22 protein-coding genes and 3 tRNA genes are annotated in these 25,006 nt (G+C 39.4%); 13 read left to right on the top strand and 12 right to left on the bottom strand.

Annotated features, from left to right (window positions below; genetic code table 11):
• Positions 1 to 8: 8 nt before the first annotated feature.
• The gene (gene pdxH / locus B879_RS08230) at positions 9 to 644 is read right to left on the bottom strand and encodes a pyridoxamine 5'-phosphate oxidase (protein WP_009184704.1); all 636 of its coding nucleotides are present in this window, start codon (positions 642 to 644) and stop codon (positions 9 to 11) included.
• A gap of 86 nt (positions 645 to 730) precedes the next feature.
• Between pdxH and B879_RS08225 the strand changes: the two genes are divergently transcribed.
• The 3 genes from B879_RS08225 (at position 731) to B879_RS08215 (ending at position 3,404) form a co-directional block, all read left to right on the top strand.
• Positions 731 to 1,300 (top strand): YqgE/AlgH family protein, encoded by a 570-nt coding sequence (locus B879_RS08225; protein WP_009184703.1) that lies wholly within the window; start codon positions 731 to 733, stop codon positions 1,298 to 1,300.
• A 51-nt stretch (positions 1,301 to 1,351) separates the two neighbouring features.
• Complete coding sequence (locus B879_RS08220) at positions 1,352 to 3,205, top strand: DUF349 domain-containing protein (protein ID WP_009184702.1); 1,854 nt, start codon at positions 1,352 to 1,354, stop codon at positions 3,203 to 3,205.
• Positions 3,206 to 3,331: 126 nt separating this feature from the next.
• A tRNA-Thr gene (locus tag B879_RS08215) sits at positions 3,332 to 3,404 on the top strand.
• 445 nt (positions 3,405 to 3,849) lie between these two features.
• Here B879_RS08215 and B879_RS08210 read toward each other — a convergent pair.
• Positions 3,850 to 3,923, bottom strand: a tRNA-Asp gene (locus tag B879_RS08210).
• Positions 3,924 to 3,968: 45 nt separating this feature from the next.
• Positions 3,969 to 4,042: transfer RNA gene (locus B879_RS08205), tRNA-Asp, on the bottom strand.
• Positions 4,043 to 4,287: 245 nt separating this feature from the next.
• Here B879_RS08205 and B879_RS08200 point away from each other — a divergent pair.
• The 4 genes from B879_RS08200 to B879_RS08185 all read left to right on the top strand — a co-directional run bounded on the left by B879_RS08200 (position 4,288) and on the right by B879_RS08185 (position 7,512).
• On the top strand, positions 4,288 to 5,235 hold the full coding sequence (locus tag B879_RS08200; protein WP_009184701.1) for an acetyl-CoA carboxylase carboxyltransferase subunit alpha: 948 nt from the start codon (positions 4,288 to 4,290) through the stop codon (positions 5,233 to 5,235).
• 87 nt (positions 5,236 to 5,322) lie between these two features.
• Positions 5,323 to 6,168: an MBL fold metallo-hydrolase gene (locus B879_RS08195; protein ID WP_040400379.1), complete on the top strand. Its 846-nt coding sequence runs from the start codon at positions 5,323 to 5,325 to the stop codon at positions 6,166 to 6,168.
• Positions 6,158 to 6,955, top strand: coding sequence for a patatin-like phospholipase family protein (locus tag B879_RS08190; protein ID WP_009184699.1), 798 nt, complete (start codon positions 6,158 to 6,160; stop codon positions 6,953 to 6,955). The genes B879_RS08195 and B879_RS08190 overlap by 11 nt, the downstream gene beginning before the upstream one ends.
• Positions 6,952 to 7,512: a 1-acyl-sn-glycerol-3-phosphate acyltransferase gene (locus B879_RS08185; protein ID WP_040400378.1), complete on the top strand. Its 561-nt coding sequence runs from the start codon at positions 6,952 to 6,954 to the stop codon at positions 7,510 to 7,512. Before B879_RS08190 ends, B879_RS08185 begins: the two co-directional genes overlap by 4 nt.
• A gap of 1 nt (position 7,513) precedes the next feature.
• Here B879_RS08185 and B879_RS08180 read toward each other — a convergent pair whose 3' ends face one another.
• The gene (locus B879_RS08180) at positions 7,514 to 8,104 is read right to left on the bottom strand and encodes a hypothetical protein (RefSeq protein ID WP_009184697.1); all 591 of its coding nucleotides are present in this window, start codon (positions 8,102 to 8,104) and stop codon (positions 7,514 to 7,516) included.
• A gap of 355 nt (positions 8,105 to 8,459) precedes the next feature.
• On the opposite strand from B879_RS08180, the gene B879_RS08170 reads away from it, so the two are divergent.
• Positions 8,460 to 9,320, top strand: a complete 861-nt coding sequence (locus B879_RS08170; protein WP_009184695.1) for a bile acid:sodium symporter family protein — start codon at positions 8,460 to 8,462, stop codon at positions 9,318 to 9,320.
• Between the two features lie 19 nt (positions 9,321 to 9,339).
• On the opposite strand, the gene B879_RS08165 is transcribed toward B879_RS08170, so the two are convergent.
• The 4 genes from B879_RS08165 to B879_RS08150 form a co-directional block, all read right to left on the bottom strand.
• Positions 9,340 to 10,827, bottom strand: coding sequence for a M28 family peptidase (locus B879_RS08165; protein ID WP_009184694.1), 1,488 nt, complete (start codon positions 10,825 to 10,827; stop codon positions 9,340 to 9,342).
• 100 nt (positions 10,828 to 10,927) lie between these two features.
• Positions 10,928 to 11,632, bottom strand: coding sequence for a pseudouridine synthase (locus B879_RS08160; RefSeq protein WP_009184693.1), 705 nt, complete (start codon positions 11,630 to 11,632; stop codon positions 10,928 to 10,930).
• Positions 11,633 to 11,643: 11 nt separating this feature from the next.
• The gene (gene mnmA, locus B879_RS08155; RefSeq protein WP_009184692.1) at positions 11,644 to 12,855 is read right to left on the bottom strand and encodes a tRNA 2-thiouridine(34) synthase MnmA; all 1,212 of its coding nucleotides are present in this window, start codon (positions 12,853 to 12,855) and stop codon (positions 11,644 to 11,646) included.
• Between the two features lie 90 nt (positions 12,856 to 12,945).
• Positions 12,946 to 13,683, bottom strand: a complete 738-nt coding sequence (locus B879_RS08150) for an NYN domain-containing protein (RefSeq protein ID WP_009184691.1) — start codon at positions 13,681 to 13,683, stop codon at positions 12,946 to 12,948.
• Positions 13,684 to 13,822: 139 nt separating this feature from the next.
• Here B879_RS08150 and B879_RS08145 point away from each other — a divergent pair, with 139 nt between their 5' ends.
• The 5 genes from B879_RS08145 to B879_RS23165 are packed head-to-tail and all read left to right on the top strand — an operon-like array spanning position 13,823 to position 20,030.
• Positions 13,823 to 14,920 carry a 6-phosphofructokinase gene (locus B879_RS08145; RefSeq protein ID WP_009184690.1) on the top strand — a complete coding sequence of 366 codons (1,098 nt, stop codon included), beginning with the start codon at positions 13,823 to 13,825 and terminating at the stop codon, positions 14,918 to 14,920.
• Positions 14,921 to 14,931: 11 nt separating this feature from the next.
• Positions 14,932 to 15,384 (top strand): DinB family protein, encoded by a 453-nt coding sequence (locus tag B879_RS08140; protein ID WP_009184689.1) that lies wholly within the window; start codon positions 14,932 to 14,934, stop codon positions 15,382 to 15,384.
• A gap of 17 nt (positions 15,385 to 15,401) precedes the next feature.
• On the top strand, positions 15,402 to 16,835 hold the full coding sequence (locus B879_RS08135) for a sulfatase family protein (protein ID WP_009184688.1): 1,434 nt from the start codon (positions 15,402 to 15,404) through the stop codon (positions 16,833 to 16,835).
• A 53-nt stretch (positions 16,836 to 16,888) separates the two neighbouring features.
• Entirely contained in the window at positions 16,889 to 18,094 is a 1,206-nt protein-coding gene (locus B879_RS23170; RefSeq protein WP_009184687.1) for an AsmA family protein, read from the top strand.
• A gap of 43 nt (positions 18,095 to 18,137) precedes the next feature.
• A complete protein-coding gene (locus B879_RS23165; RefSeq protein WP_238542105.1) occupies positions 18,138 to 20,030 on the top strand; it encodes an AsmA-like C-terminal region-containing protein in 1,893 nt (630 codons plus the stop codon).
• Positions 20,031 to 20,073: 43 nt separating this feature from the next.
• Here the strand turns inward: B879_RS23165 and B879_RS08125 are convergent, their stop codons facing one another.
• The 4 genes from B879_RS08125 to B879_RS08110 all read right to left on the bottom strand — a co-directional run bounded on the left by B879_RS08125 (position 20,074) and on the right by B879_RS08110 (position 24,994).
• The gene (locus B879_RS08125) at positions 20,074 to 20,508 is read right to left on the bottom strand and encodes a hypothetical protein (protein WP_009184685.1); all 435 of its coding nucleotides are present in this window, start codon (positions 20,506 to 20,508) and stop codon (positions 20,074 to 20,076) included.
• A 106-nt stretch (positions 20,509 to 20,614) separates the two neighbouring features.
• Positions 20,615 to 21,796 carry a class I SAM-dependent rRNA methyltransferase gene (locus B879_RS08120; RefSeq protein ID WP_040400376.1) on the bottom strand — a complete coding sequence of 394 codons (1,182 nt, stop codon included), beginning with the start codon at positions 21,794 to 21,796 and terminating at the stop codon, positions 20,615 to 20,617.
• A complete protein-coding gene (locus B879_RS08115) occupies positions 21,765 to 23,177 on the bottom strand; it encodes a high affinity choline transporter 1 (RefSeq protein WP_009184683.1) in 1,413 nt (470 codons plus the stop codon). The genes B879_RS08120 and B879_RS08115 overlap by 32 nt, the downstream gene beginning before the upstream one ends.
• 203 nt (positions 23,178 to 23,380) lie before the next feature.
• Positions 23,381 to 24,994: an ABC-F family ATP-binding cassette domain-containing protein gene (locus tag B879_RS08110; RefSeq protein WP_009184682.1), complete on the bottom strand. Its 1,614-nt coding sequence runs from the start codon at positions 24,992 to 24,994 to the stop codon at positions 23,381 to 23,383.
• Positions 24,995 to 25,006: the final 12 nt, after the last annotated feature.

Here is a 25,006-nt window from a genome sequence, read left to right as displayed (position 1 = left end):
AGGTTTTTTTATGGGGCCAGCCTGGCAATCTTCCAATCGTTTTGTTCTGTTAAGGTATAGCATATCCTGTCATGAAGTCGGCTTGGTCTTCCTTGCCAGAATTCAATTTCATAAGGCATTACGCGATACCCACCCCAATGTGCTGGTCTTGTAATGGTTTCTGGACTAAATTTTTTATAAAGTTCGGCTTCTTTTTGTGCCAATGTATCTCTGTTGGAGATGACTTCACTCTGTGGGGAAACCCAAGCGCCAATCTGACTACTGAAAGGCCTTGAAAAAAAATACTCATCAGACTCTTCGGGATTGACTTTTTCCACTTTGCCCATGATTCTGACCTGCCTTTCCAACTCAGCCCAATAAAAGGTCAGGGCAACATGTGGGTTACCGGATAATTCTTTACCCTTTTTGCTGTTGTAATTAGTGAAAAACACAAATCCTGAATCCAGTCCCTTCAATAAAACTACCCTTGAATTTGGTCGTCCATCCTGTTGCACTGTTGCCAGGTTCATAGCATTGACTTCCAGGACCTTTGCATCAAGAGCTTCTTTGAACCAAATATGAAACTGATCGAGGGGAGAAGTTTGGACATCAGTAATGTCTAATGATTTCAAAGAATAGTCAATTCTTATGTCTGATATTTTCATCTTTTAAACTTTTTGTTATAAAATTATCATACTTATTGTATTTAAAAAATTTAGCCATAAATTAAAAGCACAAGAATTGTTTGATTATGAATGAGAACGAAAACAAATCTGTGGCTGCGGGGAATTTACTGATATCTGAGCCCTTTTTACAGGATGAAAACTTTGTCCGGTCAGTGGTATTGCTATGCGAAAACAATGAAAATGGCTCATTTGGTCTTGTTTTAAACAAGCTTTCTATTTTAAAGTTAAAAGAGTTAATTGACAATATCAATTCCTTGGACTGCGATGTTTATGTTGGGGGCCCGGTAGAACAAAATACGCTTCATTTCATTTACAGAGGGGAGAGACGCTTTGAGGCAAGCATTCAGTTGGGAGTAGACCTGTGGTGGGGAGGTGATTTTGATGAATTACTGGAGCAATTAAAGCTCGGTAAAATGGAGGAAGGCAATATCCGATTCTTTATTGGTTATTCTGGGTGGGGCGCTGGCCAGTTGGATGAAGAACTAAAGGATAAAACATGGATCGTGTGCGATAAAATTGACAGTGAAAGTATTTTCACTGCATCTCCTGAAGAATTGTGGAGAATTATTTTGAAAAATATGGGAGGGGAATATCAGCAATTGGCAAATTATCCTATTGACCCAAGATTAAATTAAATCTATTTATTACTTTTGTTAGGTTAGCAGTAAAAAAGTACAAGGAATATTATGGATAAGGAAAAGGAAATGTCTGATGAAGACAAGGTGACCCAAGCCGAAAATCAGCCTTCGGCAGAGGGTAAAGAGGAAACTACCAACGAGGCACCGTTGAATAATGAGGAGGAAGAAGAGCAGCACGAGGAAGAAGAGCAGGAAGATGTGGATTACGCCCATTATTCCAAAAAAGAACTCATTGCTGCATTGAAGGAATTATCGGCTACAGGGAAGTTTCTGAAAATTGATGCTACTGTGGCAGATATAAAAAGCCATTTTGACGAGATATTTAATAAAGAAAAGGCCGAAGCCGAAAAAGATTTTATATCTAACGGAGGAAGTGTTGATGATTTCCAATACAGGACTTCTGATGAAGATAAGATTTTTTTCGCCTTATATAATGATTTCAGGGAGAAGAAATCCCAGTTTCTAAGAGAACAAGAAAAACAGAAGGAAAAGAATTTATCGTCCAAAAATCAAATTTTAGACAGGTTAAGAGAATTGGTGGACGGTGAAGAAACTACCCATAGTATCAATACAATAAAGCAAATCCAAGAGGAATGGAAAAGTATTGGCCCTGTACCTTCTGCCCAAAACCGCAATCTATGGGCATCTTACAATGCTTTGATGGACAGGTTCTATGATAACAGAAGTATTTATTTTGAATTAAAAGAGCTTGACCGTAAGAAAAACCTTGAACAAAAACTTGATATTGTAAATCGGGCGGAGGCATTAAGCCAAGTAGAAGATTTAAAGGATGCTATCCGAGCACTGAATGATCTGCATGAGGAATTTAAACATATAGGTCCTGTTCCAAGGGAGGATCAGGAACCTTTATGGCAAAGATTCAAATCGGCATCTGATGCGGTTTATGATAAAAGAAAAGAGTTTTATGAAGGTCAGAAGGAAGTTTTTAAATCAAATCTTGAAAAGAAGGAAGGATTGATTAAAAAGCTTTCGGAGTTTAAAGATTTTTCTGCTTCAAGAATCAAGGATTGGAATGTCAAAACCAAGGAAGTTTTAGAAATTCAAAAAGAATGGGAAGCGTCAGGCCCAGTTCCAAGAGAATTTGGTAAAGAGGTAAATAAAAGATTTTGGGGACTTTTTAAAGAATTTTTCCACAATAAAAATTTGTTCTTCAAAGAATTGGATGAAATCCGCTTAACAAACAAAAATAAAGCGGAAGACCTTATTGCTAAGGCAGAAGAATTGATGAACAGTACAGATTGGCAGGATACAGCTAACAAATTGATCAGTCTACAGCAAGAGTGGAAAAAAATTGGACCTACCCCAGAAAAAGTCAGGGATGAATTATACAACCGATTCAAAACGGCTTGTGATACCTTTTTTGAAAACAGAAGAAATTCCAATAAACAGATCAACAAAGAATTTGAGGAAAACCTGAAAGAAAAAGAAGCAATTTGCAAGGAAATTTTGGATGAAGCTTCCGGCGATTCACTCAAAGAGGAACGTCTGGAGGAACTTATCGGGAAATTCAATGCTATCGGATTTGTACCAAGAAAAAACATGAAAGAAATTCAGTCAAAATTCAATGAGGCTGTTGATACTTATGTTGAAAACTTGGGCATTGAAGGGGGAAGCAGAGATGAGTTTTTGTTTAGGCTTAATCTCAATAAAATACAGGCAGACCCTAATAGCAATAGGGTATTGAATAAGAAAGAGCATGGTATCCGAAAACAAATTTCGGATCTCGAAAACAATATTACCCTTTGGAAAAATAACCTTGAATTTTTCGCTTCTTCCAAAACAGCGGATAAGCTAAAAGATCAATTTGATCAAAAGATTCAAAAGGCAGAGAAGGAAATCGATAAGCTTAAGAAAAAACTTTCCATCCTTAGGGAATTTTAATGTACTCATAAATAAGGGGATAGTGAAAATCCCCTTATTTTTTTTCAAAAACCTTTTGTGCAAATAATCTATCCACATATATTTGCACCACGTTTTCGGTCAAAGTACTGGGAAAAAATAAAAAAAGCCTCCTTAGCTCAGCTGGTAGAGCAACTGACTTGTAATCAGTAGGTCGCTGGTTCGATCCCGGCAGGGGGCTCTTAAAGAGGCTGTCTCATAAATAGGGACAGCCTCTTTTCTATTCGGGCAGGTATCTGATCAAATTTTATATAGCCAAATCTCAGAGTCTTTATTTGATTTATGATACAACCTCTTTTTTTTGCTAAAATGTCAACTTATAAAGATTAAAACCGGGGTATTCATTAGAATTTCAACGTCAGGGCCAGGTTATTATGAGTTCTTATGACACAGTTGACAGTGGACATAATCAATCCTTTAACTGAAATTGCCCCATTCACCATAAAGAATGATCATTCTTCATTCGCTTAATTTTTGATTATTCTTTTCATCGATACCTTCGAACCGAAGTGATTATTCGAGTTAAATATATTGTGGAAATTCCCTTTAAATTAATTAGGCTTAAAAGCAGGTACAAAAGGATAGCGATTTACAAAAAAAAACCTCAGCTTCTAACTGAGGTTTTGCGGAATGGACGGGACTCGAACCCGCGACCTCCTGCGTGACAGGCAGGCATTCTAACCAGCTGAACTACCACTCCATTTTATTTTAAATATAGAACTTCATAAAGTTCTTGATTTCTAAGCGGAACGGACGGGACTCGAACCCGCGACCTCCTGCGTGACAGGCAGGCATTCTAACCAGCTGAACTACCGCTCCATGACTTCCTTTTGAAGTGCTGCAAAGGTAGTCATTCATCTTATTATTGCAAAAGCTGCTTTTAAAAAAATATACAAATATTTACTATGTGGTTCTATTTCAATATAATAAAATTGGTTTCCTTAAATCATTTTAAAAATCATTTGAAATGGTTTTGTGATTTCCATGATTTTGGATAAGCTAAAAATTAAAAATTTTTCTTACTAGGATTATTTTTATCTTTGTCCTATTCAAATAAACCAAGTATGCTATTAGAATTCGAAAAACCAATTGCTGATTTGGAGCTGAAACTTCAGGAAATGAAAGATTTAGCTAAAGGTAAAAATATTGATTTATCTACCGATATTCAGTCGTTGGAAGAAAAGATTCAGACTTTGAAAAAAGAAACTTTCCAAAATTTAACCAGATGGCAGCGTGTGCAATTATCAAGGCATGCGGATAGACCTTATTCCTTGGATTATATTTATGAAATCACGAGTGACTTTATCGAGCTTCATGGAGACCGTACAGTAAAAGACGACAAAGCCATGATTGGTGGAATAGGTGATATTGAGGGGCGGACAGTAATGTTCATTGGTCAACAAAAGGGAAGGAATACCAAGCAACGTCAGGAGCGTAATTTTGGAATGGCCAATCCCGAAGGATATAGAAAAGCTTTAAGGTTGATGAAAATGGCCGAAAAATTTGGCAAACCCATTGTAACCCTCATTGACACGCCAGGTGCTTTTCCTGGCCTAGAAGCCGAAGAAAGAGGACAAGGTGAAGCCATAGCTAGGAACCTCAAAGAAATGTTCATGCTTAAAGTACCTGTAATCTGTATCATTATTGGTGAAGGTGCCTCAGGTGGTGCATTAGGTATAGCCATTGGCGACAGGGTGTATATGCTTGAAAATACATGGTATTCAGTGATCTCTCCCGAATCCTGTTCTTCTATTTTATGGAGAAGCTGGGATTATAAGGAACAGGCTGCAGAGGCTCTCAAACTTACAGCCACAGACATGCAGAAAAATGGGCTTATTGATGGTATTATTGAAGAGCCTTTGGGGGGAGCCCATAAAGATATGAAAGCCATGGCCAAGACACTGAAGGCTACTATTTTGGAGGCATTGAAAGAATTGGATAAAATTAAACCGGAGAAAAGAATAGATCAGCGTATTGATAAGTTCTGTTCTATGGGAGTATTTGTAGAATAAGCCCGATAAATAAAAATTCCCACATTTTTTTTAAGGAAAAGTATTTCTTAGCCAAAAAATGTGGGAATTTTCATGCAATAGATGATCATGAAATTACATGTAATTAATACTGGATTTTTTAAACTTGATGGTGGGGCCATGTTTGGTGTAGTTCCTAAGGTGCTTTGGTCAAGGACTAATCCAGCCGATGCAAACAACCTTTGTACTTGGGCCATGCGCTGCCTATTGGTGGAGATTGGAGATAAGCTTATCCTTATTGATAATGGGATAGGAGATAAACAGGATGCTAAATTTTTCTCTCATTATTATCTTCATGGAGAAGATAACTTGGAAAAGTCTTTACGTGAGAAAGGTTTTTCATTTAATGACATTACGGATAACTTTCTTACCCATTTGCATTTTGATCATTGTGGAGGAGGGGTGCGGTACAAAAATCATGATGCCTCACAATTTGAAATGACCTTTCCAAACGCCAGGTACTGGACCAATAAAAATCATTGGGATTGGGCAACACAGCCTAATGCAAGGGAGAAAGCCTCTTTTTTGAAAGAAAATATTCTACCCATGCAGGATAGCGGTCAGCTTTCTTTTTTGGATTTACAAGAAAGAAAACTTATGAATGGATTCGAGTTTTTTACTGCAGATGGTCATACCGATAAACAAATGATACCAAAAATTTCCTATAAAGGGCATACGCTGATATTTGCTGCGGATTTGCTGCCCTCAGTAGGCCATATCCCTTTACCTTATGTCATGGGCTATGACACCAGACCCTTGATAACCCTAGAGGAAAAAAGACATTTTCTTGAAGAAGCGGCCCTCAATCAGTATGTTATATTTTTAGAGCATGACCCTATCAACGAATGCTGTACAGTTAAAATGACGGAAAAAGGTGTTAGATTAGACCAAACATTCTCCTTGGATGAACTCTGATAAAAAAATAGGCATCGCCCTTTCAGGCGGTGGTGTGAGAGGAATTTCCCACCTTGGTGTTTTGAAAGCACTCAATCAAAGGGGAATATTTCCCAATAGAATCAGTGGCAGCAGTGCCGGTGCCATTGCAGGAACACTATATGCTGCTGGTCATCACCCTGATGAAATTCTCGAAATCATCGTCAAAACAAATTACTTTAAGTTTTTGAGGCCTGCCATTAGTTGGACTGGGATACTCAAAATGGACACTGTTGAAGAACTTTTTAAAAAGTATCTTCCTGAGAATTCATTTGAGTCACTTCAATTGCCCATGACCGTAGCTGTTACTGATATCAAACGTGCCAAGGTGGTTTATTTTTCAGAAGGAGAGCTGATCAAACCATTGATGGCTTCTTCTTGTATACCCGGTATGTTTGACCCCATAGCCATCGGGAAGCATTATTATGTGGATGGAGGGGTTTTGAATAACCTGCCCGTGGAACCGCTAGATGGTGTATGTGATGTGATAATTGGAGTGAATTGCAATCATCTCCCGGTTGAACATAATATCAAAAACATCAAAAGCCTAATTGAAAGAACTGTAATCATGTCCATGAATTACAATGTTTATAGCAGAAAGGATAAATGTGATTTTTTTATAGAACCCAAGGGGCTGGCCAAGTATGGTGTTTTTGATATCAAAAAAGCGCAGGAAATCTTTCAAAGTGGTTATGAAACGGCTTTATCCTATATAGATGAAAACAAAGAAATCAGTGAATTGGCTTTAAAAACAAAAGTAAAAGCATGATGAAGTTATTGTCCAGGTTTGTTTTTTGGATTTCAGGATGGAAGCTAAATATCGGCTGGCCTAAGGGTGTGAAAAAAGCAGTGCTAATTGCGATTCCGCATACCAGTAATTGGGATTTACTCTATGCAAGGGCAGCATTTTACCTGATGGATATTCCAGTACGATTTACCATTAAAAAAGAAGTCATGGTAGGCCCTTTAGGTTGGCTGATAAAATCTCTGGGTGGAATTGCTATTGATAGAAAAAGAATTCCAGGAGGTCGAAAGCAAACCTACACAGAAGCCATGACCAATATGCTGAAAGAAGCGGAAGAATTGGTTATCATGGTGACTCCGGAGGGTACAAGAAGTTACGCGCCAAAATGGAAGACCGGGTTTTACCATGTGGCGTTAGGTGCAGATGTGCCAATCGTTGTCGGCTACCTGGATTATAAAAAGAAAGAAGCCGGGATAGGACCGGTAATTTATCCAAATGGTCTGATGCAAGAGCAGATTGAAGAAATGATGGTTTTTGGCAGGACAGTAACTGCCAAGTATCCTGAAAAGGGAATTCGTTAAATTATTCTACAGTCAGGGTTACATCGTCAAAATAAATTTTTCCTGTTACCCTTTGCCCCATAACCAGAAATACAGATAAAGATTCTACATCTTCAGGTACACTGTTAACTACCAAATCTATTGGCCGCCAATCAAAAGTACCTTCTACCCTGATTTGCTGTTGTGAAGTGATAAACCGGCCAGCCAATGAGCCCCGGCTATCCTGTACAGGGGAAAACCTCAATGAAATAAAAACATTACTATTTGGTGTAAATAACCTAATATCTTCCCCTTTTAAAAACGCCCGAAGCCTAACGGTTTGACCTGGCTTAGGTAGGTTTCTATTATATACCTGAGTCCAAGTTCCCGTATTTTCATTGAAAATATCTCTATTCTCAATGAACACAGACCGGCTGCCAGACCTAAACACATCATCACTTATTCCGAGGCTAAATCCTGGAGAGCCAATAGGGACCCATGGAGAAACATTGTCCATGCTATTGGAAAAATCCGTGTTTTTAAGTAATTCAGTTCCAACTGGTAGTAAGGCTTGCTGTTCAATACAGCTTGAAAGCAAAATCATGGCTATCAATATCGGTTTACGTAATTCCATACCCTAGAAATTTAACAATATTACGATTAAAAATTTGCCATTGTTCAATTCTAATTGATTTTGATTTTTGTCTTTATATTACAGATTGCTATCTTAGGTGGATTGCCCTTTAATGGTTACAGAATGAAAAAATATGCCCGGGTTTCTTTAATTATTTTTAGCGCTTTTGTTCTATTTCTTCTTGTATATACCTTTTTTAAATTTCAGGACCGACATCCGGATAATAATTTAAATATTTCTTACAAAAACTTCGAAGAAAGGGAGATTAATTCCGTAGGACCGGAGACTGCACCAATTCTTCATAAAAACATGCTTGAAATCCTTAAAAATTTCACTTCCAATAAACCCTAACCTTATGCAAGAAAGTATATTGACTGCTGTGTTTTTGCCTTTAGCCCTTGCGTTTATCATGCTAGGAATGGGGCTTTCCCTAAGTATAAAGGATTTCAAAAATATTATCTTATTTCCCAAAGCGGGAGTGATTGGTTTAGTCAATCAATTGATTCTTTTACCCATATTTGGCTTTGCTTTGGTAAATCTTTTTGGATTAAGTGGCGCTTTGGCAGTTGGGGTAATGATCCTTGCCGCTTGCCCTGGCGGGGCCACTTCCAATCTGATTACCCATTTATCCCGAGGTGATATAGCGCTTTCTATCAGCCTTACAGCGGTCACTTCATTCATTACGATAGTTACCATCCCTTTGATTGTCAATTTCGCCATCATGCACTTTGGAGAAGAAGGGAGTATTACTTTGCCTATTGGTGAAACAATCATTCAGATCATGGGTGTTACAGTAATTCCGGTTTCTATAGGGATGTTTTTAAAGAAGCGATTCCCAGGTCTCTCCCAAAAGGCAGATAGGCCTGTAAGGATTGCATCTGCTGTATTTTTCACTTTGATTATTCTGGCTGCCATTCTCAAGGAAAGGGATTCAATTGTTGCCTTTTTTATCCTCACAGGTCCAGTGATGCTCAGCCTGAATGTACTTACTTTAGTGGTAGGCTATTTTATTGCTACAGCTTTTGTTTTGCCCAAGCGCCAAAGACTCACGATTTCAATAGAGTCAGGTATTCAAAACGGCACCCTCGGGATAATGATTGCAGCGACTTTGTTGAAAAATTCAGAAATGACCATTCCAATTGCCATTTATAGCCTGATCATGTTTATGACGGCTACCCTGGTCATTTTCTTTGCTAATAAAAAATCCCAGGCTTGATGGCCTGGGATTTGGTTTTTTATTTGATACCGTAAAGGGCTTTGCTTACCTCTTCATATTTATCTCCCTCATTCCATTTTGGTCTTTCACTCCAATTGGCAATGTTTTCTGCTGATAAGAGGTAGCTTTTCCAATATAATACCGCATAATCCAAATCGAAACTGTCCACTTCATCGGACGGTTGGTGGTAGTGTCTACTGATTTCATCATCAAAAGCGGTAAAACCAAGACTAAATGTAGGAGCCGGGATACCTTTTCTTGCAAAATTCACATTGTCTGAGCGATCATAAAGCCCCTGCTCTGGTGAAGGGTCAGCAATGGCTTCCAGTCCAAAAGCAGCAGTTGCCTCTGAGATTAAATGATCTGCAGAAGTTCTGCCCAAACCAACCACGGTTACTATAGAAGTATCATTGTAGCCGGCATTGTCAATATTCAAGTTAAAAATAATCTGATTTAATGGAACCAATGGATTTTCAGCAAAATATGCACTGCCTAGTAACCCCTTTTCTTCTGCAGTCCAGGCACAAAGTAAAATGGATCTTTTGGGTGGGTTTTGTGCGAAATACCGGGCAGCATTGATAACAGCAACAGTTCCAACGGCATTATCCCTGGCACCATTGTAGATGGAGTCCCCCTCGGCATTGGGTCTGCCTACACCAATATGATCATAATGGGCAGAAAGCATAACATATTCGTTTTTGAGAACAGGATCAGTACCTTCAATGACTGCCACTACATTTTTACCAATGATGCTTCTATTCACCTTTCCGGCAATATTGAATTTTGCCTGGGTGATTTCTCCTTTCCCAATGGCATTAATTTGGGTATTGCTCAGGTCCCTTAGCCATATGTAGGGAATACTTTCTTCGCCTGGATTAGTGTCTACTGTAAGTTGCGTCCTGTTTAGGAAATTGGATACCAAAGCCCATGGCACTGTAGGCACATTGTATATTTCAATGATACCAATGGCGCCTTTTTGTTTGGCCAAGGCTGTTTTTTCCCTGCCAGCTGCAAAAAGGTCTGAGGGACTCAATCTGTTTGGGGCACCTACATTGGTGACCACGATTTTGCCCTGCACATCTTTCCCCTCATAATCTTTTTCCAAACCAAAACCCAGAACCACCAGTTCGTAAGAACCTGCCAGTGAGGGTCCGTCCAAAACCAATAAATCATCTCCCTGAGAAAAAGTATGATCTCCCAGAATTACTTCTCCCATACTTGGAGGCGAAGAGAGACGAAATGGTATATTTTGGTAATAGCCATTTGCACCCGGAATTTCTTTAGCCCCATATTTCCAAAACTGTTCGGCAATGTATCTGGCAGCAGCATCAATCTCAGGTCTGATAGGATCTCTTCCCATCAGTTCATCAGAGGCCAAGAACCTAAAGTGTGAAATACTTGCTCTTTCATTGAAATTGGCTTCAATGGCCTCTTTTCCATTCTGGCAAAACGCTGTAAAACTAAACAGCGATGCAAGAATAAGCAGGCTTATTTTTTCTCTAATCATGATTTTGGAATGTTTATTGGGCTAATATAGCTAATTAACTTTTTTTCAAGGGGCTTTTTATATGGCTTTTGAATTCAATCCAAAATAGCAGTCTTTTACATTAGGTGAAGTTCAGTCCCAGTGTTTTTAGGATTGCTTCAAAGTAGGGAGGTAAAGGCGCTTTAATAGTTATATTTTTTTCCGAATGAGGATGCTTAAAGTTTAATTTCCAAGCATGTAAAAGCATGTGATGAAAATCAAATTGTCTTCTGAAAAAATTGTTCTGCTTATTATCTCCATGGGTGTTGTCCCCAATAACATAGTGTCGTGCATGGGCCATATGCCTTCGGATTTGGTGCATCCTGCCAGTATGTGGATAAACTTTAATTAAAGAATACCTACTTGTGGAATACCTAGGGGAAGAAGCAAAAGGGATTTCCGTTTGACTGAGTCTCCAAAATTCCGTTTTGGCCTCTTGTAATTCACCATGTAGCTTTTTCTTAAGGGGTTGTTCGATAATGCCATGTTCAGAAACATACCCTCTGACGACACTCAAATACAGCTTGTTCACTTTATCGGTTGGGAAAAGCGGTTGCAACATGGAGGTGGTTTCCGAATCTTTTCCAAATAATAATACACCGCTTGTAGGCCTATCAATTCGATGGAGAGGATAAACCTTCTTTTGGATTTGATTTCTCAGCATTTGAACTGCCAGTAATTCCTCTTCCTCTTTGGCCAGGCTGGTTCTGTGTACCAAAACACCTGCAGGTTTATTGATAGCAATCAAATGGTCATCTTCGAAGATAATCTCTAGCTTTTGACTCAAAATCGCAATATTTAACAAATAACGCCTGAACCAATGCTTTCCGACCCACTGTACCAAGCCACAAACTGACCTGAGGCAATCCCACGCTGGGTTTCATCAAATATCACATAAAGTCCATTTTCCCGCATGATTAAAGTGGCCCAAGTTAATGGTTGCCTGTACCTGATTCGGGCCTGGTATCTCGCTGAGCTCCCCACTTGAAGAGAAAGGTCTTCCCTGATCCAATGAATATCTTTATTGGGCACGAATAGTCCATGCCTGTTCAATCCGGGATGATGTTCTCCTAATCCAGTGTAGATCAGGTTTTCCCTTGTATCCGTTGCAATGACAAACAAAGGCTTACCTGTCCCACCTACTTGGAGGCCTTTTCTTTGTCCAATGGTAAAATAATGTGCTCCATTGTGTTCACCAATGACTTTACCCTGATCTGCATGGTATTGAATAGGCAAACACAAGGCATCTAAAGTTTCATTATCAAAATCTTCTATATCGAGTCCAGCTGGTATCTTTTGTTTATCATATACCGATAAATTTTCAGGTACAACCAAGATTTTGCCCTTTTTGGGTTTAAGCTGCTGCTGTAAAAAATCAGGAAGTCGGACTTTCCCAATAAAACATAGCCCCTGGCTGTCTTTTTTGTCAGCCGTAATCAAATCCTGCTCTTTCGCAATTTGTCTAACCTCTGATTTTTGGAGGTGTCCAATCGGAAAAAGTGCCTGGGTCAGTTGCTCTTGATTCAACTGACATAAAAAATAACTCTGATCTTTATTGGGGTCTGCCCCAGCCAACAATTGGTAAATGGTTTTTCCATCTTTTTCCAATTCACCTTTTTGACAATAATGACCTGTAGCCACAAAGTCAGCTTTTAGCTTTTGGGCTGCTTTTAGAAAAATATCGAATTTGATTTCTCTATTGCAAAGAATGTCAGGATTTGGCGTTCGGCCTGATTCGTATTCGGCAAACATATAATCCACAATCCTTTCTCTATATTCTTCGCTGAGATCAATGGCCTGAAAAGGAATGCCTAATTTTTCAGCTACCAGCATAGCATCGGTACTATCCTCCATCCAAGGGCATTCATTGGAGATGGTAACGGATTCATCATGCCAGTTTTTCATAAACATGCCGATGACTTCAAATCCTTGTTCCTTGAGAAGGTAAGCTGCAACCGAGGAGTCCACTCCTCCTGATAGTCCTACGACTACCCTTTTTTTGTTTTCCATTGTTTTGAAATTAGTCATGGAGTAAAGGTCCATGAGGTTTCACTAGGTCAAAACAGTTTGAATTATCCTATTGGTTCACAAAGGTAGCAATCAATCTTTATTTCTTACATAAATCAATTTGTGCCTTCCCTTTGAACTTTCCCTTTGTTCAATTTCAAAAACCGGAATGGCACTGATAAGAGGCGTAAGTTTCTGAAATCCATAATTTCGGGAATCAAAGTTTGGCTGTTTTTTCTGAATCAGGTTACCCACATCTCCCATAAATGCCCAACCATCATCATCTGCTAAATCAGAAATGGTGTTATGGATCAAACGGATAAGTTTCGGTGTAATTTTATCTACTTGAGGTTTAGTTTTAGTCTTGGATTTATCGCCTTGGCTATAAGGCTCTTCATTTTGAAGGATCTCCACATAAATAAATTTATCACAGGCCACGATAAAGGGTTCAGGTGTTTTTTTCTCCCCCATACCTATGACCAACATCCCTGCCTCTCTCAGTCTGGTTGCCAATTTGGTGAAATCACTGTCACTGGACACCAGGCAAAAGCCATCCACTTTCTCGGAATATAGAATATCCATAGCGTCAATGATCATAGCAGAATCCGTAGCGTTTTTACCACTGGTATAACTGTATTGTTGAATAGGATTGATGGCATTTTCCAAAAGCACATTTTTCCATTTGCCAAGCTGGGGTTTGGTCCAGTCGCCATAAATTCTTTTGATTGTTGGATTCCCGTATTTGGCGATTTCTTCCATCATTTCTTTGATAGGATGAGCAGAAACATTGTCTGCGTCGATCAATACGGCAATTTTGAGGTCTTTTTCCATTTAAAAATTCATTAAAAGTTTCAAGTTAATGATTAATAATCGTTTTTAAGCTTTTTAAATCAAAAGGGAATCCAAAAGCAGATCTAATCCTGATTTTTGGACATTTTTTTTGTAAGTTGCAATGTAACCTATTTCAACTATGAGTAAAAAGAAACTTTTAATTGCTACCGGTGGTGGCGATTGTCCTGGTTTAAATGCAGTTATCAGAGGAATCTGTAAAAGGGCTAAAAAATCCAAAGAATGGGATGTTTATGGAAGTAAAGAAGCTTTCAATGGGGTATGGTCTGAACCTCCTTATATCATACCCTTAACCTCAAAAAGGACAGCAGGTATCCATGTAAAAGGCGGGACGATTTTAAAGACTACCAACAAGGCAGATCCTTTGCACTATCCTGTAAAAGATGAATCCGGAAACGTAAAGTTTGAAGATAGGACAAAAGAACTAGTGGAGCGTATTAAAGACCTGGGTTTTGATGCGGTTATTAATATTGGAGGCGATGGTTCTCAGCGGATATCAAAAGCACTTTATGATCATGGTTTGCCTGTGGTAGGTGTTCCCAAAACCATCGATAATGATTTGGCAGGAACTGATATGACATTTGGTTTTCAGACGGCTGTTCAGATAGCCACTGACAGCTTTGATAAGCTGGTTACTACAGCAGAAAGCCACCACCGAGTGATGATTATGGAGGTCATGGGTAGAGATGCCGGGTGGATAGCTTTACATACAGCTATTGCTGGAGGTGCAGAAATCTGCCTTATTCCGGAAATTCCTTATGATATCAATAAACTTGTAAAAAGAATCGAATCCCGATATGAAAAAGGGCGTGGTTTTGTCAATATAGTGATTGCAGAAGGAGCAAAACCTAAAGACGGAACGGTAGTATCCAGAGAGGGTGAAGTGGGTTCCAAGCATGTCAAATTAGGAGGTGTAGCTTTTGAACTTTCCAGTCAATTGAAAGAAGTGGGTGTGAGGGCTGAGATCAGGGAGACTGTATTAGGGCATGTGCAGCGTGGTGGCACTCCTTCAGCATTCGATAGGGTTTTGGCTTCTGCCTTTGGCGTGAGGGCTTTTGAAATGGTCATGGACGGTGCATTCGGTAAAATGGTAGCATTTGTCAACAATGATTTTGTAGAAGTACCTTTAGATGCAGCTACTAAAGAAAATAAAGTCGTCAATCCTGAGGGCTTTTTGGTGCAGGCTGCAAAGGGGTTGGGAATTTCATTTGGTATCTAAGATTAAGTGTTATGAAGGATTCATTGATATTTTATTTTGATAGGGATTTGAGCAAACTAAAGAATGAACTCAAAGCCTATAAAAATGAGGAGGACATTTGGAAAGTAAAAGAGGGAATTTCTAATTCCGCCGGTACCCTTGCTGTCCATTTGATTGGGAACCTCAACCACTATATCGGAGCCAATATGGGCAATACAGGTTATGAAAGGGATAGAGAGGAAGAATTTTCGGGTAAACCGGTGCCATTGAAAGAAATATTGGAAGAAATTGAAGAAACCCGACATGTGGTAACCAAAGCACTGTTGGAGTTCCCTGAAGACTGGTTCAGTAGGAAATACCCTTTAGAGGAATTTGGTTATCCCATGACCTATGAATACTTCATGACCCATTTGGTAGGGCACCTTAATTACCATTTAGGACAAATCAATTATCATCGGCGTCTATTGACGGATAGTCCGGAGTAAGACGTAAATTCAATTGTATGAAAAGAAATAATCTTTTGCTGTTGTTTTTCACTGTGATTCTTTTTTCCTGCAGTAACCCTCAGGGAAATAATGAAACATCAATCATTCCAAACATCATCCTCATTTTTACAGATGACCAGGGGTATCATGATGTAGGAGTTTATGGTGCTTCTGATATTGAAACCCCTCATTTGGATCAATTGGCAAGTGAAGGGTTACAATTCACCAATTTTTATGTGGCGCAGGCGGTATGTTCTGCTTCACGGGCTGCATTACTTACTGGTACATACCCCAATAGATTGGGGATACACGGGGCTTTGGATCATAGTAGTAAACATGGTCTTCATCCTGAGGAAGCAACTATTGCAGATCTTTTAAAGCCTTTGGGTTATGCCACTGCGGTATTTGGTAAATGGCATTTAGGGCATCACCCCGAATTTCTTCCAACCAATCAGGGTTTTGATGAATACTTTGGAATTCCGTATTCCAATGATATGTGGCCAAATCATCCGCAGACTAAAGATTACTATCCGCCCCTTCCAATTTATCAAAATGATAAGGTCGTGGATACCATTTGGAATGACCAAAGCATGTTTACCACTTGGTTTACTGAAAAGTCAATTGATTTTATTGAAAGAAATAAGGATAGGCCATTTTTTCTTTACCTGGCGCACCCCATGCCCCATGTTCCGTTATTTGTGTCCGATAAATTCAAAGGGAAATCCAATAGAGGACTATATGGGGATGTGATCATGGAAATTGACTGGTCGGTGGGTCAAATTATGCAAACCTTAAAACAAAATGATCTCGATGAAAATACAATTATCATTTTTTTGTCTGATAATGGTCCGTGGCTTTCCTATTCAGAGCATTCAGGGTCGGCTTATCCCCTTAGAGAAGGAAAAGGTACATCTTGGGATGGAGGGGTAAAAGTCCCTGCCATCATGCGTTGGAAAGGTACTTGGCCTTCTGGCTTGGTTCAGAAAAACCCGGCAATGACCATCGATATTTTGCCCATGCTTGCGCATCTGACCGGAGCTGAATTACCTGTTAAAAAAATTGATGGACAAAGCATACATCAAATGATGAAAGATGCTGATGCCAAATCGCCTCAAGAAGGCTATGCAATTTATTATAATAGGAATGAACTGCAGGCAATTGTTATGGAAGAGTGGAAACTTTATTTTCCCCATCTTTACAGAAGTTTAGCCCCTGATCAGGAACCACGTGCTGACGGTTTTCCTTTGGATTATACCATGATAGGCCTTGAAGAAATGGAACTGTATCATATTCCTTCTGATCCTTCTGAAGTAAATAATGTAATTTCAGAGCAACCTGAAGTGCTGGAAAGCATGCTTCAATTTGCTGATAAGGTCAGGCAAGATATAGGCGATGAGTTAAAAGAAATCAAAGGCCAAAATATCAGATTGCCGGGACAAATTTTAGAATAGTCACAAAAACAGGCCTGAAATTTGCGTTCAATTAGGAGTTACAAATGTCATTTATGAAACGGAAAATACTGGTCATTACAGGTTTTATTGCCATACTTTTTTTGCTTATCCTACCTTCAATAGCCATAAGTATTGCTTATTTCAATCAGAAGAGTCTCACACAGAAATTGGTAAGGACATTGAATGAGCAATTTGTAGGGGAATTAAAAGTAAGGGACTCGCATATAGCCCCCTTTGCTCAATTCCCGTATATCTCCATTGATTTGGAAGACTTGGTGTTTTATGCGGATAAGGTCAGCCAGTCAGATACCATTTATTACGCCAAAGATTTTTATGCAGGATTTGGCATCTGGGACCTGATCAAAGGAGATTTCATCGTCAAGTCCATCAAATTAAGTCAAGGAGATATCAATTTAGTGAAAAATGAAGCAGGACAACTCAATATACTGACAGCAAAAGGAATCCAAACTGAGGATAATGATGAAAGTTCAGAAGGATTTAATTTAGATTTGGCCTCCATTATTTTTTCAGATGTAGAAATCAAGTTTGAAGACTTGGGTAATTTGACCACCCTGTTTTTTCATATAGGAAAAGCAGAGGCAGGACTCAAAATTGATCAAGATCAGATCAAGGCCAAGCTGATCAGTAAATTGATTTTTGATTTGGAGGTGGAAAAGGAACCTACTTTTTTTTCCAATAAACATGTCAGTCTAAACTTTGACTTATTGTATGATCAAGCAATACAGAAAATTACCCTAAAGCGTTCAGATCTTTATTTGGAGGGCGCTTTGCTAGGGGTATCAGGTGAATTGGATTTGGAAAATGACATGGATTTGGATGTTCGTATCCAAGGGGAAAAACCTGATTTTAATCTTATTGCAGCCTTTTTGCCACAGGAGACAGGTGACTTTGTCAGGAGGTATAAAAATGAGGGAGAGGTTTATTTCCAAGGGAGAATCAAAGGGAAATCTGCTGCTGGTCAGATGCCTTCTATCGCGTTGGAATTTGGCTGTGATAATGCCTATTTTCTCAACCCTTCCAGAGATAAAAAAGTGGATGATTTGAGGTTTGCTGCTTTCTATACCAATGGGGAGGAAAGGAATTTGAAAACATCAGAGTTTCAGCTTTTAAATTTCAATGCCAAACCCGAACAAGGAATCTTTCAGGGAAAACTTATTGTAAGAGATTTCACCAATCCTTACATAGATATCAATTTGAATGCGGATCTGGACTTAGACTTTTTAGGAGAGTTTTTTTGAAATAGAAGGACTTCAGGGAATAAGCGGTCAGGTTTTGGTCAATATGGACTTTAATGAACTGATAGATCTTGAGGTGCCGGGGGTTTCTGGATTTGAGAACAGCATAAGGAGTGAGCTGATCGTCAAAAACCTAAATTTCTCCCTTCCGGATTTCCCTCATCAGGTAAAAAATGCCAATATCACGGCTGCTTTGGAAAAAGGGGACCTTTTTCTCGAAAAAGCAGCCTTCGGAATTTTGGATTCCGACTTTTTATTTTCCGGGAAGGTCCAAAATTTCCCCTCCATTTTTCATGGAGAGGACTTGCGTGTAAAGGCAGACCTTAAAGCCAGCTCCAAACAGATTGATCTGGAGGGGATGTTCAGTCATGACAGTACCATGTGGAAAGATGTAATTTCAGATTTTGAAATCAAACTCGCATTTGAGTCAACCGGAAAAGAACTTAAGGATTATGTGCATTTACCTAAAGGAGAGTTTTTTATTGATGACTTCCACGCCAAATTGAAGAATTACCCCCATGCTTTTCATGATTTTCATGCAGATGTCATCATTGGAGACAATGATCTTGCCGTGATTGATTTTACGGGGGAAATAGATAAAACTGATTTTCATTTTACGGGTAAGCTTCAGAATTATTCGAAATGGTTTCAGGACCATCCCCGTGGAAAAAGTATATTTGAATTTGACCTCCTCTCCAATCATTTGGCCGTTAGTGACTTGCTGACTTATGCTGGAGAAAATTATTTACCTGCTGATTATCAGAATGAAGAGGTAGATAAGTTAAAGCTGAAAGGAAACTTGGAACTGGTTTTTGATAGTGCTTTTCAATCGGCTGATCTTTGGCTGACCCATTTGGAAGGACAAATGAAGATTCACCCGCTAAAACTGGAAAAATTCAAAGGCAGAATCCATTATGAAAAAGATTACCTCACATTGGAAAACTTCCAGGGAAGCATGGGTATATCTGATTTCGAGATTCAATTGGGTTATGCGATGGGAGAAGAAAGTGAGATCAATCAGCCTAAGAATTACTTTCATTTGACTTCTGACCGCCTTGATTTGGATGCCTTGATGGGCTTTGATGGACTCGATAAAGAAAATAAGCATGAAGATGCCTTCAATATTTTTGAAATCCCCTTTACAGAATTGGATTTCTCCGCCTCTATAAAGAAATTCAATTACCATACCTTTTGGCTGGATGATTTTCTTTTAAAAGGTAGGACCAATACAAACCACTATGTGTATTTAGATACCTTGGGACTAAAAGCAGCAGATGGTACACTGGGAATCAAGGGTTATTTTAATGGTTCTGATCCCAATGAAATTTATTTTCACAGCACTCTGGTTGCTGATAAACTGGATCTTGATAAACTGTTGTTCAAATTCGAGAACTTTGGACAGGATTATATGGTCAATGAAAACCTACAAGGATTGGTGTCAGGAACCATCGTCAGTAAATTTTTGGTATACCCTGACCTGACGCCTATTATTGACCGATCCGAAGCCAAAATGGATCTGACGGTTTACCAAGGGAGATTGGTGAATTTTGGTCCCTTGCAGGCGATGAGTGATTACTTTAAAGACCGAAACTTGAGAAATGTCCGCTTTGATACCCTTTCCAACACTTTTGAACTTAAGGAGGGTATACTCAATATCCCCAAGATGAATATCAATTCAAGTCTTGGTTTCATAGAAGTTTCCGGTAAGCAAAGTTTGGACATGAAAATGGAATATTTTTTAAGAATCCCGCTTGGCCTGGTTACGCAGGTAGGTTTTAGGTCCTTGTTTGAAGGAAAGGGTAGAGAAGAAATTGATCCTGAACAAGAAGATTCCATAGTTTTCAGAGATCAAAACAGAAGGGTAAGGTTTGTAAATGTCACCATGCGGGGAACGCCTGATGATTATGAAGTAGGACTTGGAAGAGATCGGGGAAACTAAATTAAAAAACCGCTAAGCTTTAGCGGTTTTTTAAATGTCAGTATTAGCCCAACCAATTTTCCCAAGGAATTCTGCTGAGAATCAAAACCAAACCAATGGCATAAAGCATGTAAATTGACCTGAACTTCGCCCTATCCTCGGCAAATTTTTTGGCTCTTGTATATCCAATGGTAATCACTACAATGGCAAGAATATTGATAACAGGGTGTTCCAGTGCAGTTAATCTTGCTGCACTATCTGACATGGCACCACCTCCTGTCAATAAGGAAAAACCCAAAGGGCTTACGAAATAAAGAATCAGGCCTACTAACAGTTGCACGTGCGCAAGTATAAATGCCACCATGGCTATTTTTCGGTCTCTTTCTGTAAAAGGCCTATTACTTAGTGCTCCAATTAGCGCATAAATGACTACTATGGCCAAGGTGAGTAAGGCCAGATAGGCTAAACCTGAATGCAAATGTTTTAATCCTATGTACATGATCGATTGTTTTTTTATTTAAAGTAAAAGATAAAGTCCAATAATTACCAAACTTCAACCTTCGAATTCAAAAAAAGGTTGCTTTGAGGCTCAATTAATTTTCTATTTATTCAACGTATAACACTAGGCCTTTCAAATACTCAGTTTCCGTATGGAATATATTTATCGGATGATCAGGGGGTTGTGAAAGGTAATGCAATATTTTTACTTTCCTGCCAGATTCCAAAGCAGCGGCTGTTACAGTGTGGGCAAATAATTGTTTGTCAACTACCTGAGAACAGGAAAATGTAAAGAGTAGACCTCCGCTTTTAATTTTTTTCAAGGCTTCTCCATTGAGTCTTTTGTAAGCCTGTACAGCGTTATGTCTTGCTTTGATGTTTTTAGCAAATGCAGGGGGGTCCAACACAATGATATCAAAGTCATCGGTTATTTCCCGAATGTATTTGACCACATCAGCCACAATGGCGGTATGCCTGCTTTTGAATTTTCCGTTTAAGGCGACATTGGCCTCTGTAAGGGCTATGGCTTTTGCAGAGATGTCTACAGAATGGACTTCTTTTGCACCTGCTTTGAGTGCAGCCACCGAAAAACCACCGGAATAACAAAAGGTGTTCAACACTTTGCGGTCTTTACTATATTGGGCCAATAAGTGCCTGTTTTCTCGCTGGTCAACAAAGAATCCGGTTTTTTGCCCTTTTTCCCAGTCGATTTCATACTGACAGCCATATTCCAAGACTGTTTGGGTTTTAGGTTGTCCAAAAACCAAACGGTTTTCCACCCCGTAATTTTTAGGAAGGGTCTCAGCGCTTTTATCGTACACCGCATCTAATTTTTCTCCATATACCGCTTTCAAAGCTTGGGCTATTTCCTTTACCTGTCGGTACATGCCAATATGGTGGGTCTGTATTACTGCTGTACCATGGTACAAATCTATAATGAGACCGGGGAGTCCATCGCCCTCCCCATGGATCAGACGGTACACATTGGTTTCCGGGTTATGGATTAGGCCCAAAGTTTCCCTTAACCTAAAAGCCGTATTTATTTTTTTTATCCAAAAATCCGTATTGATGGTTGCTGATTCAAAACTGATCAAACGGACCATAATGGAACCATATTGAAAGTGGCCTACTGCAAGGAAATTGTCTTTATGGTCAACCACTTGTACCAATTGTCCATTCTGAAGGTCCTCGTCTTTTTGGGCTATGGCTCCTGAGAATACCCAGTGATGCTTCCGTTGGATAGAAATCTCTTTGCCTTTAAGCAGCTTTATTTTTGGATAGATTAACATCATGATTTGTTTTTTCGGGGAAAATTATAGAACCCATTACCATAGCAAAGGCACTGATACCGAGCGCTGGTAAATGGGGGTAAAAAGGGAGATCTATAGCTGATAATCCCAAATAGGCAATCATTCCAAAAACAATGGACATGATGGCACCCATTTCGGAAGCTCTTTTCCAGTACAGACCTGCTGTCAGTGGAATAAATAAGGAAACTAACATTAAAATAGAAGCACTAGCTACCAGTTCATAAATATTTGTTTTCCATTGTGCCATAAGGGTAGCAATGATGGCCACTGAGATGATATTGATTCGTAGAATCCAAAGGAAATGTTTGTCTTTTAACCTACTTCCAAAATAGGGACGGATAAGGTTTTCGGATATGATGGCAGAAGGTGCCAATAAACCTGAGCTTGTCGTGCTCATAATTGCCGACATTAATGCGCCGAAAAATAATATCTGTACATGCATGCCGCTGTGTCTTAATACCATTTCTGGAAGTAATAATTGCTTGTTTTCAAGATAGATTTCAGGGTACAGGTATTTTGCGCCTAAAGCTATGAACAATGGAAGAAGACCTATGGTTACATAAAATCCTCCGGCAAGATAGGTAGATCGGATGGCCACTTTTTCAGATTTTGCAGACATTACCCTTTGGTAGATATCCTGGCTGGGAATACTTCCCAAGCCAAGAATTATCCATGCACCCAAGTAATTCATCCAAGAAATGGGATTGGCATCAGGGAAGAACTGAAAACTACCTTCTGGTGCAGCATCTAAAATTGGCATTACCCCTCCGGCTTTTTGGGCTACCAAAATGGCAACCCAAATCAAACCCACCACGATCAAGGTTGTCTGAATAAAATCTGTGATAGAAATAGCCCACATGCCACCTAAAAAAGTGTAGAAAACCACAATTCCCGCACTGATTATGATACCTGTGGAAATACTGATGTCGGCTACGGTAGTAAATATCAAGGAAAGGGCCACTAATTGGGCGGCAACATAACCAAAGTAGGGCGGAATCATAAATATAGAAGCAAAAAATTCTACCCGCTTTCCGAATAATTGTTTGTAAACATCACCAATGGTCAGCACATTCATTCTATACATGGGTCTGAGATAGAACATCCCGAACAAAATCAAGCATAAGGCACCTCCAAAGGGATCTTCAATGACACCTTGGAGACCATGGTCCAAGTATTCGGAAGAAGCACCAAAGATGGTCTCAGAACCAAACCAAGTAGCAAAAAGGGCGGAAGCAGACAAAAAAAGAGGAAGCTGCCTGCCCGCCAAAACAAAATCATTCGAATTTTTGATCAGTTTGGACGACCAGGCACCTATTCCGACTGTAATCAGAATGTAAATGATGATTGCTGTTAAGAGCAAGCTGTATTGTGTTTAGGTTAGAGGCGAAACATAAGGCATAAGACACAAGACATAAGACACAAGACACAAGACATAAGACATAAGAAGCTAGAGACTAGAAGCGAGAATCAAATGTACCAGGTATCAAGTACCATGTACTAAGTACCATGAACTTGGTACTTGGTACATCAATCTTGAGTCTTAATTCTTAAGTCTTGTGTCTACTAACTATACATCTTGTCCCTCAAAGCCTTGATTTCTTCAGATTCAAGGTAATCATCATAAGGCATTCTTCTGTCAATCGTGCCTTTCGGTGTAAATTCAATGATCCTATTGGCAGTGGATTGTACAAAAGCATGGTCATAAGAAGTCAGCAAAACTGTTCCGTTGAATTCAATGATCGCATTGTTGAAGGCGGTAATGGACTCCAAGTCCAAATGGTTGGTAGGCTCATCCATCAGCAACAAATTTGGGTTCTGAAGCATCATTCTTGAAATCATACAACGTACCTTTTCACCACCGGAAAGTACTGATGCTTTTTTCAAGGTTTCTTCTCCTGTAAAAAGCATTCTTCCCAAGAATGTCCTCACATAAGCTTCTTCCTGATTGCTTGAATATTGTCGTAGCCAATCAATCAAATTCAATTCTGTTTGGAAATACTTGGAGTTATCATTGGGCAAATAGGCTTTGTTGATAGTAACTCCCCACTTGAAACTGCCTTTTTGTACCGGGATATCTTCCATAATGGTTTGGAAGAATTTCGTGACCGCCTGTTTGGTTTTAGAGATAAAAGCAATTTTGTCTCCCTTATCCACCATCAGGTTGACGTCGGTGAAATAGATGGCATTTTCATCTTTCAACTCCAATCCCTCCGTCATGAAAATCTGGTCGCCTGCTTCTCTTTCCGGTTTGAAAATGATCCCAGGGTATTTTCTGGTAGAAGGTTGGATGTCGTCCACGTTCAATTTTTCCAGCATTTTTTTCCTGGCAGTAGCCTGCTTGGATTTCGCCACATTGGCAGAGAAACGGGCAATGAATTCCTGAAGCTCTTTTCGCTTTTCTTCAATCTTCTTATTCTGATCGGATTTTTGCTTAGCTGCCAACTGCGAAGACTCGTACCAGAAGGTATAGTTACCGGAATAGATACGGATTTTTCCAAAATCAATATCGACAATATGGGTAGAAACAGCATCCAGGAAGTGACGATCATGGGAAACCACGATGACCAAGTTTTTAAAATTAACCAAGAAATCTTCCAACCAATTGATGGTCTCAGTATCCAGGTCATTGGTAGGTTCGTCCAGGATAAGGATGTCCGGATTACCAAACAAGGCTTGGGCCAAAAGTACCCGCACTTTTTGGTTACCGGCCAACTCTTTCATTTGCAGATAGTGTAAGTCTTCTGAAATACCAAGGCCTGACAGCAAGGCTGCTGCATCAGACTCGGCGTTCCAACCATCCATCTCAGCGAATTCAGCTTCTAATTCGGAAGCCTTTATTCCATCCTCCTCTGAAAAATCTGCTTTCATGTAAATAGCATCTTTTTCTTCCATGATGGAAAACAGCTTTTTGTGACCCATGATAACAGTTTTTAAAACATCCACTTCGTCAAATTCAAAGTGATTCTGTTTTAAAACAGCCATACGTTGTCCAGGAGTAATATTGATTGTTCCTGTGGTACTGTCCTGTTCACCGGAAAGGATTTTCAAAAAGGTTGATTTTCCGGCTCCATTGGCACCTATGACACCATAGCAGTTACCTGGAGTGAATTTTAAATTAACGTCTTCAAATAAGGTTCTTTTACCGAACTTTAAGGAGAGATTATCTACTGAAATCATGAATGGCTATTA

The organism is Cecembia lonarensis LW9, assembly GCF_000298295.1.
Classification (GTDB): Bacteria; Bacteroidota; Bacteroidia; order Cytophagales; family Cyclobacteriaceae; genus Cecembia; species Cecembia lonarensis.
Note: the sequence above shows the minus strand (reverse complement) of the source record. Positions and strands in the feature narration are given on the sequence as shown.

Bases quoted from the DNA above. Each gene is read 5' to 3' on its own strand.
- B879_RS08165 (WP_009184694.1), bottom strand. From the start codon at position 10,827: ATGATTAGAGAAAAAATAAGCCTGCTTATTCTTGCATCGCTGTTTAGT.
- B879_RS08190 (WP_009184699.1), top strand. From the start codon at position 6,158: ATGAACTCTGATAAAAAAATAGGCATCGCCCTTTCAGGCGGTGGTGTG.
- B879_RS08200 (WP_009184701.1), top strand. From the start codon at position 4,288: ATGCTATTAGAATTCGAAAAACCAATTGCTGATTTGGAGCTGAAACTT.
- B879_RS08110 (WP_009184682.1), bottom strand. From the start codon at position 24,994: ATGATTTCAGTAGATAATCTCTCCTTAAAGTTCGGTAAAAGAACCTTA.
- B879_RS08225 (WP_009184703.1), top strand. From the start codon at position 731: ATGAATGAGAACGAAAACAAATCTGTGGCTGCGGGGAATTTACTGATA.
- B879_RS08135 (WP_009184688.1), top strand. From the start codon at position 15,402: ATGAAAAGAAATAATCTTTTGCTGTTGTTTTTCACTGTGATTCTTTTT.
- B879_RS08170 (WP_009184695.1), top strand. From the start codon at position 8,460: ATGCAAGAAAGTATATTGACTGCTGTGTTTTTGCCTTTAGCCCTTGCG.
- B879_RS08180 (WP_009184697.1), bottom strand. From the start codon at position 8,104: ATGGAATTACGTAAACCGATATTGATAGCCATGATTTTGCTTTCAAGC.
- mnmA (WP_009184692.1), bottom strand. From the start codon at position 12,855: ATGGAAAACAAAAAAAGGGTAGTCGTAGGACTATCAGGAGGAGTGGAC.
- B879_RS08220 (WP_009184702.1), top strand. From the start codon at position 1,352: ATGGATAAGGAAAAGGAAATGTCTGATGAAGACAAGGTGACCCAAGCC.
- B879_RS08125 (WP_009184685.1), bottom strand. From the start codon at position 20,508: ATGTACATAGGATTAAAACATTTGCATTCAGGTTTAGCCTATCTGGCC.
- B879_RS08185 (WP_040400378.1), top strand. From the start codon at position 6,952: ATGATGAAGTTATTGTCCAGGTTTGTTTTTTGGATTTCAGGATGGAAG.
- pdxH (WP_009184704.1), bottom strand. From the start codon at position 644: ATGAAAATATCAGACATAAGAATTGACTATTCTTTGAAATCATTAGAC.
- B879_RS08120 (WP_040400376.1), bottom strand. From the start codon at position 21,796: ATGTTAATCTATCCAAAAATAAAGCTGCTTAAAGGCAAAGAGATTTCT.
- B879_RS08145 (WP_009184690.1), top strand. From the start codon at position 13,823: ATGAGTAAAAAGAAACTTTTAATTGCTACCGGTGGTGGCGATTGTCCT.
- B879_RS23170 (WP_009184687.1), top strand. From the start codon at position 16,889: ATGAAACGGAAAATACTGGTCATTACAGGTTTTATTGCCATACTTTTT.
- B879_RS08195 (WP_040400379.1), top strand. From the start codon at position 5,323: ATGAAATTACATGTAATTAATACTGGATTTTTTAAACTTGATGGTGGG.
- B879_RS08140 (WP_009184689.1), top strand. From the start codon at position 14,932: ATGAAGGATTCATTGATATTTTATTTTGATAGGGATTTGAGCAAACTA.
- B879_RS23165 (WP_238542105.1), top strand. From the start codon at position 18,138: ATGGACTTTAATGAACTGATAGATCTTGAGGTGCCGGGGGTTTCTGGA.
- B879_RS08150 (WP_009184691.1), bottom strand. From the start codon at position 13,683: ATGGAAAAAGACCTCAAAATTGCCGTATTGATCGACGCAGACAATGTT.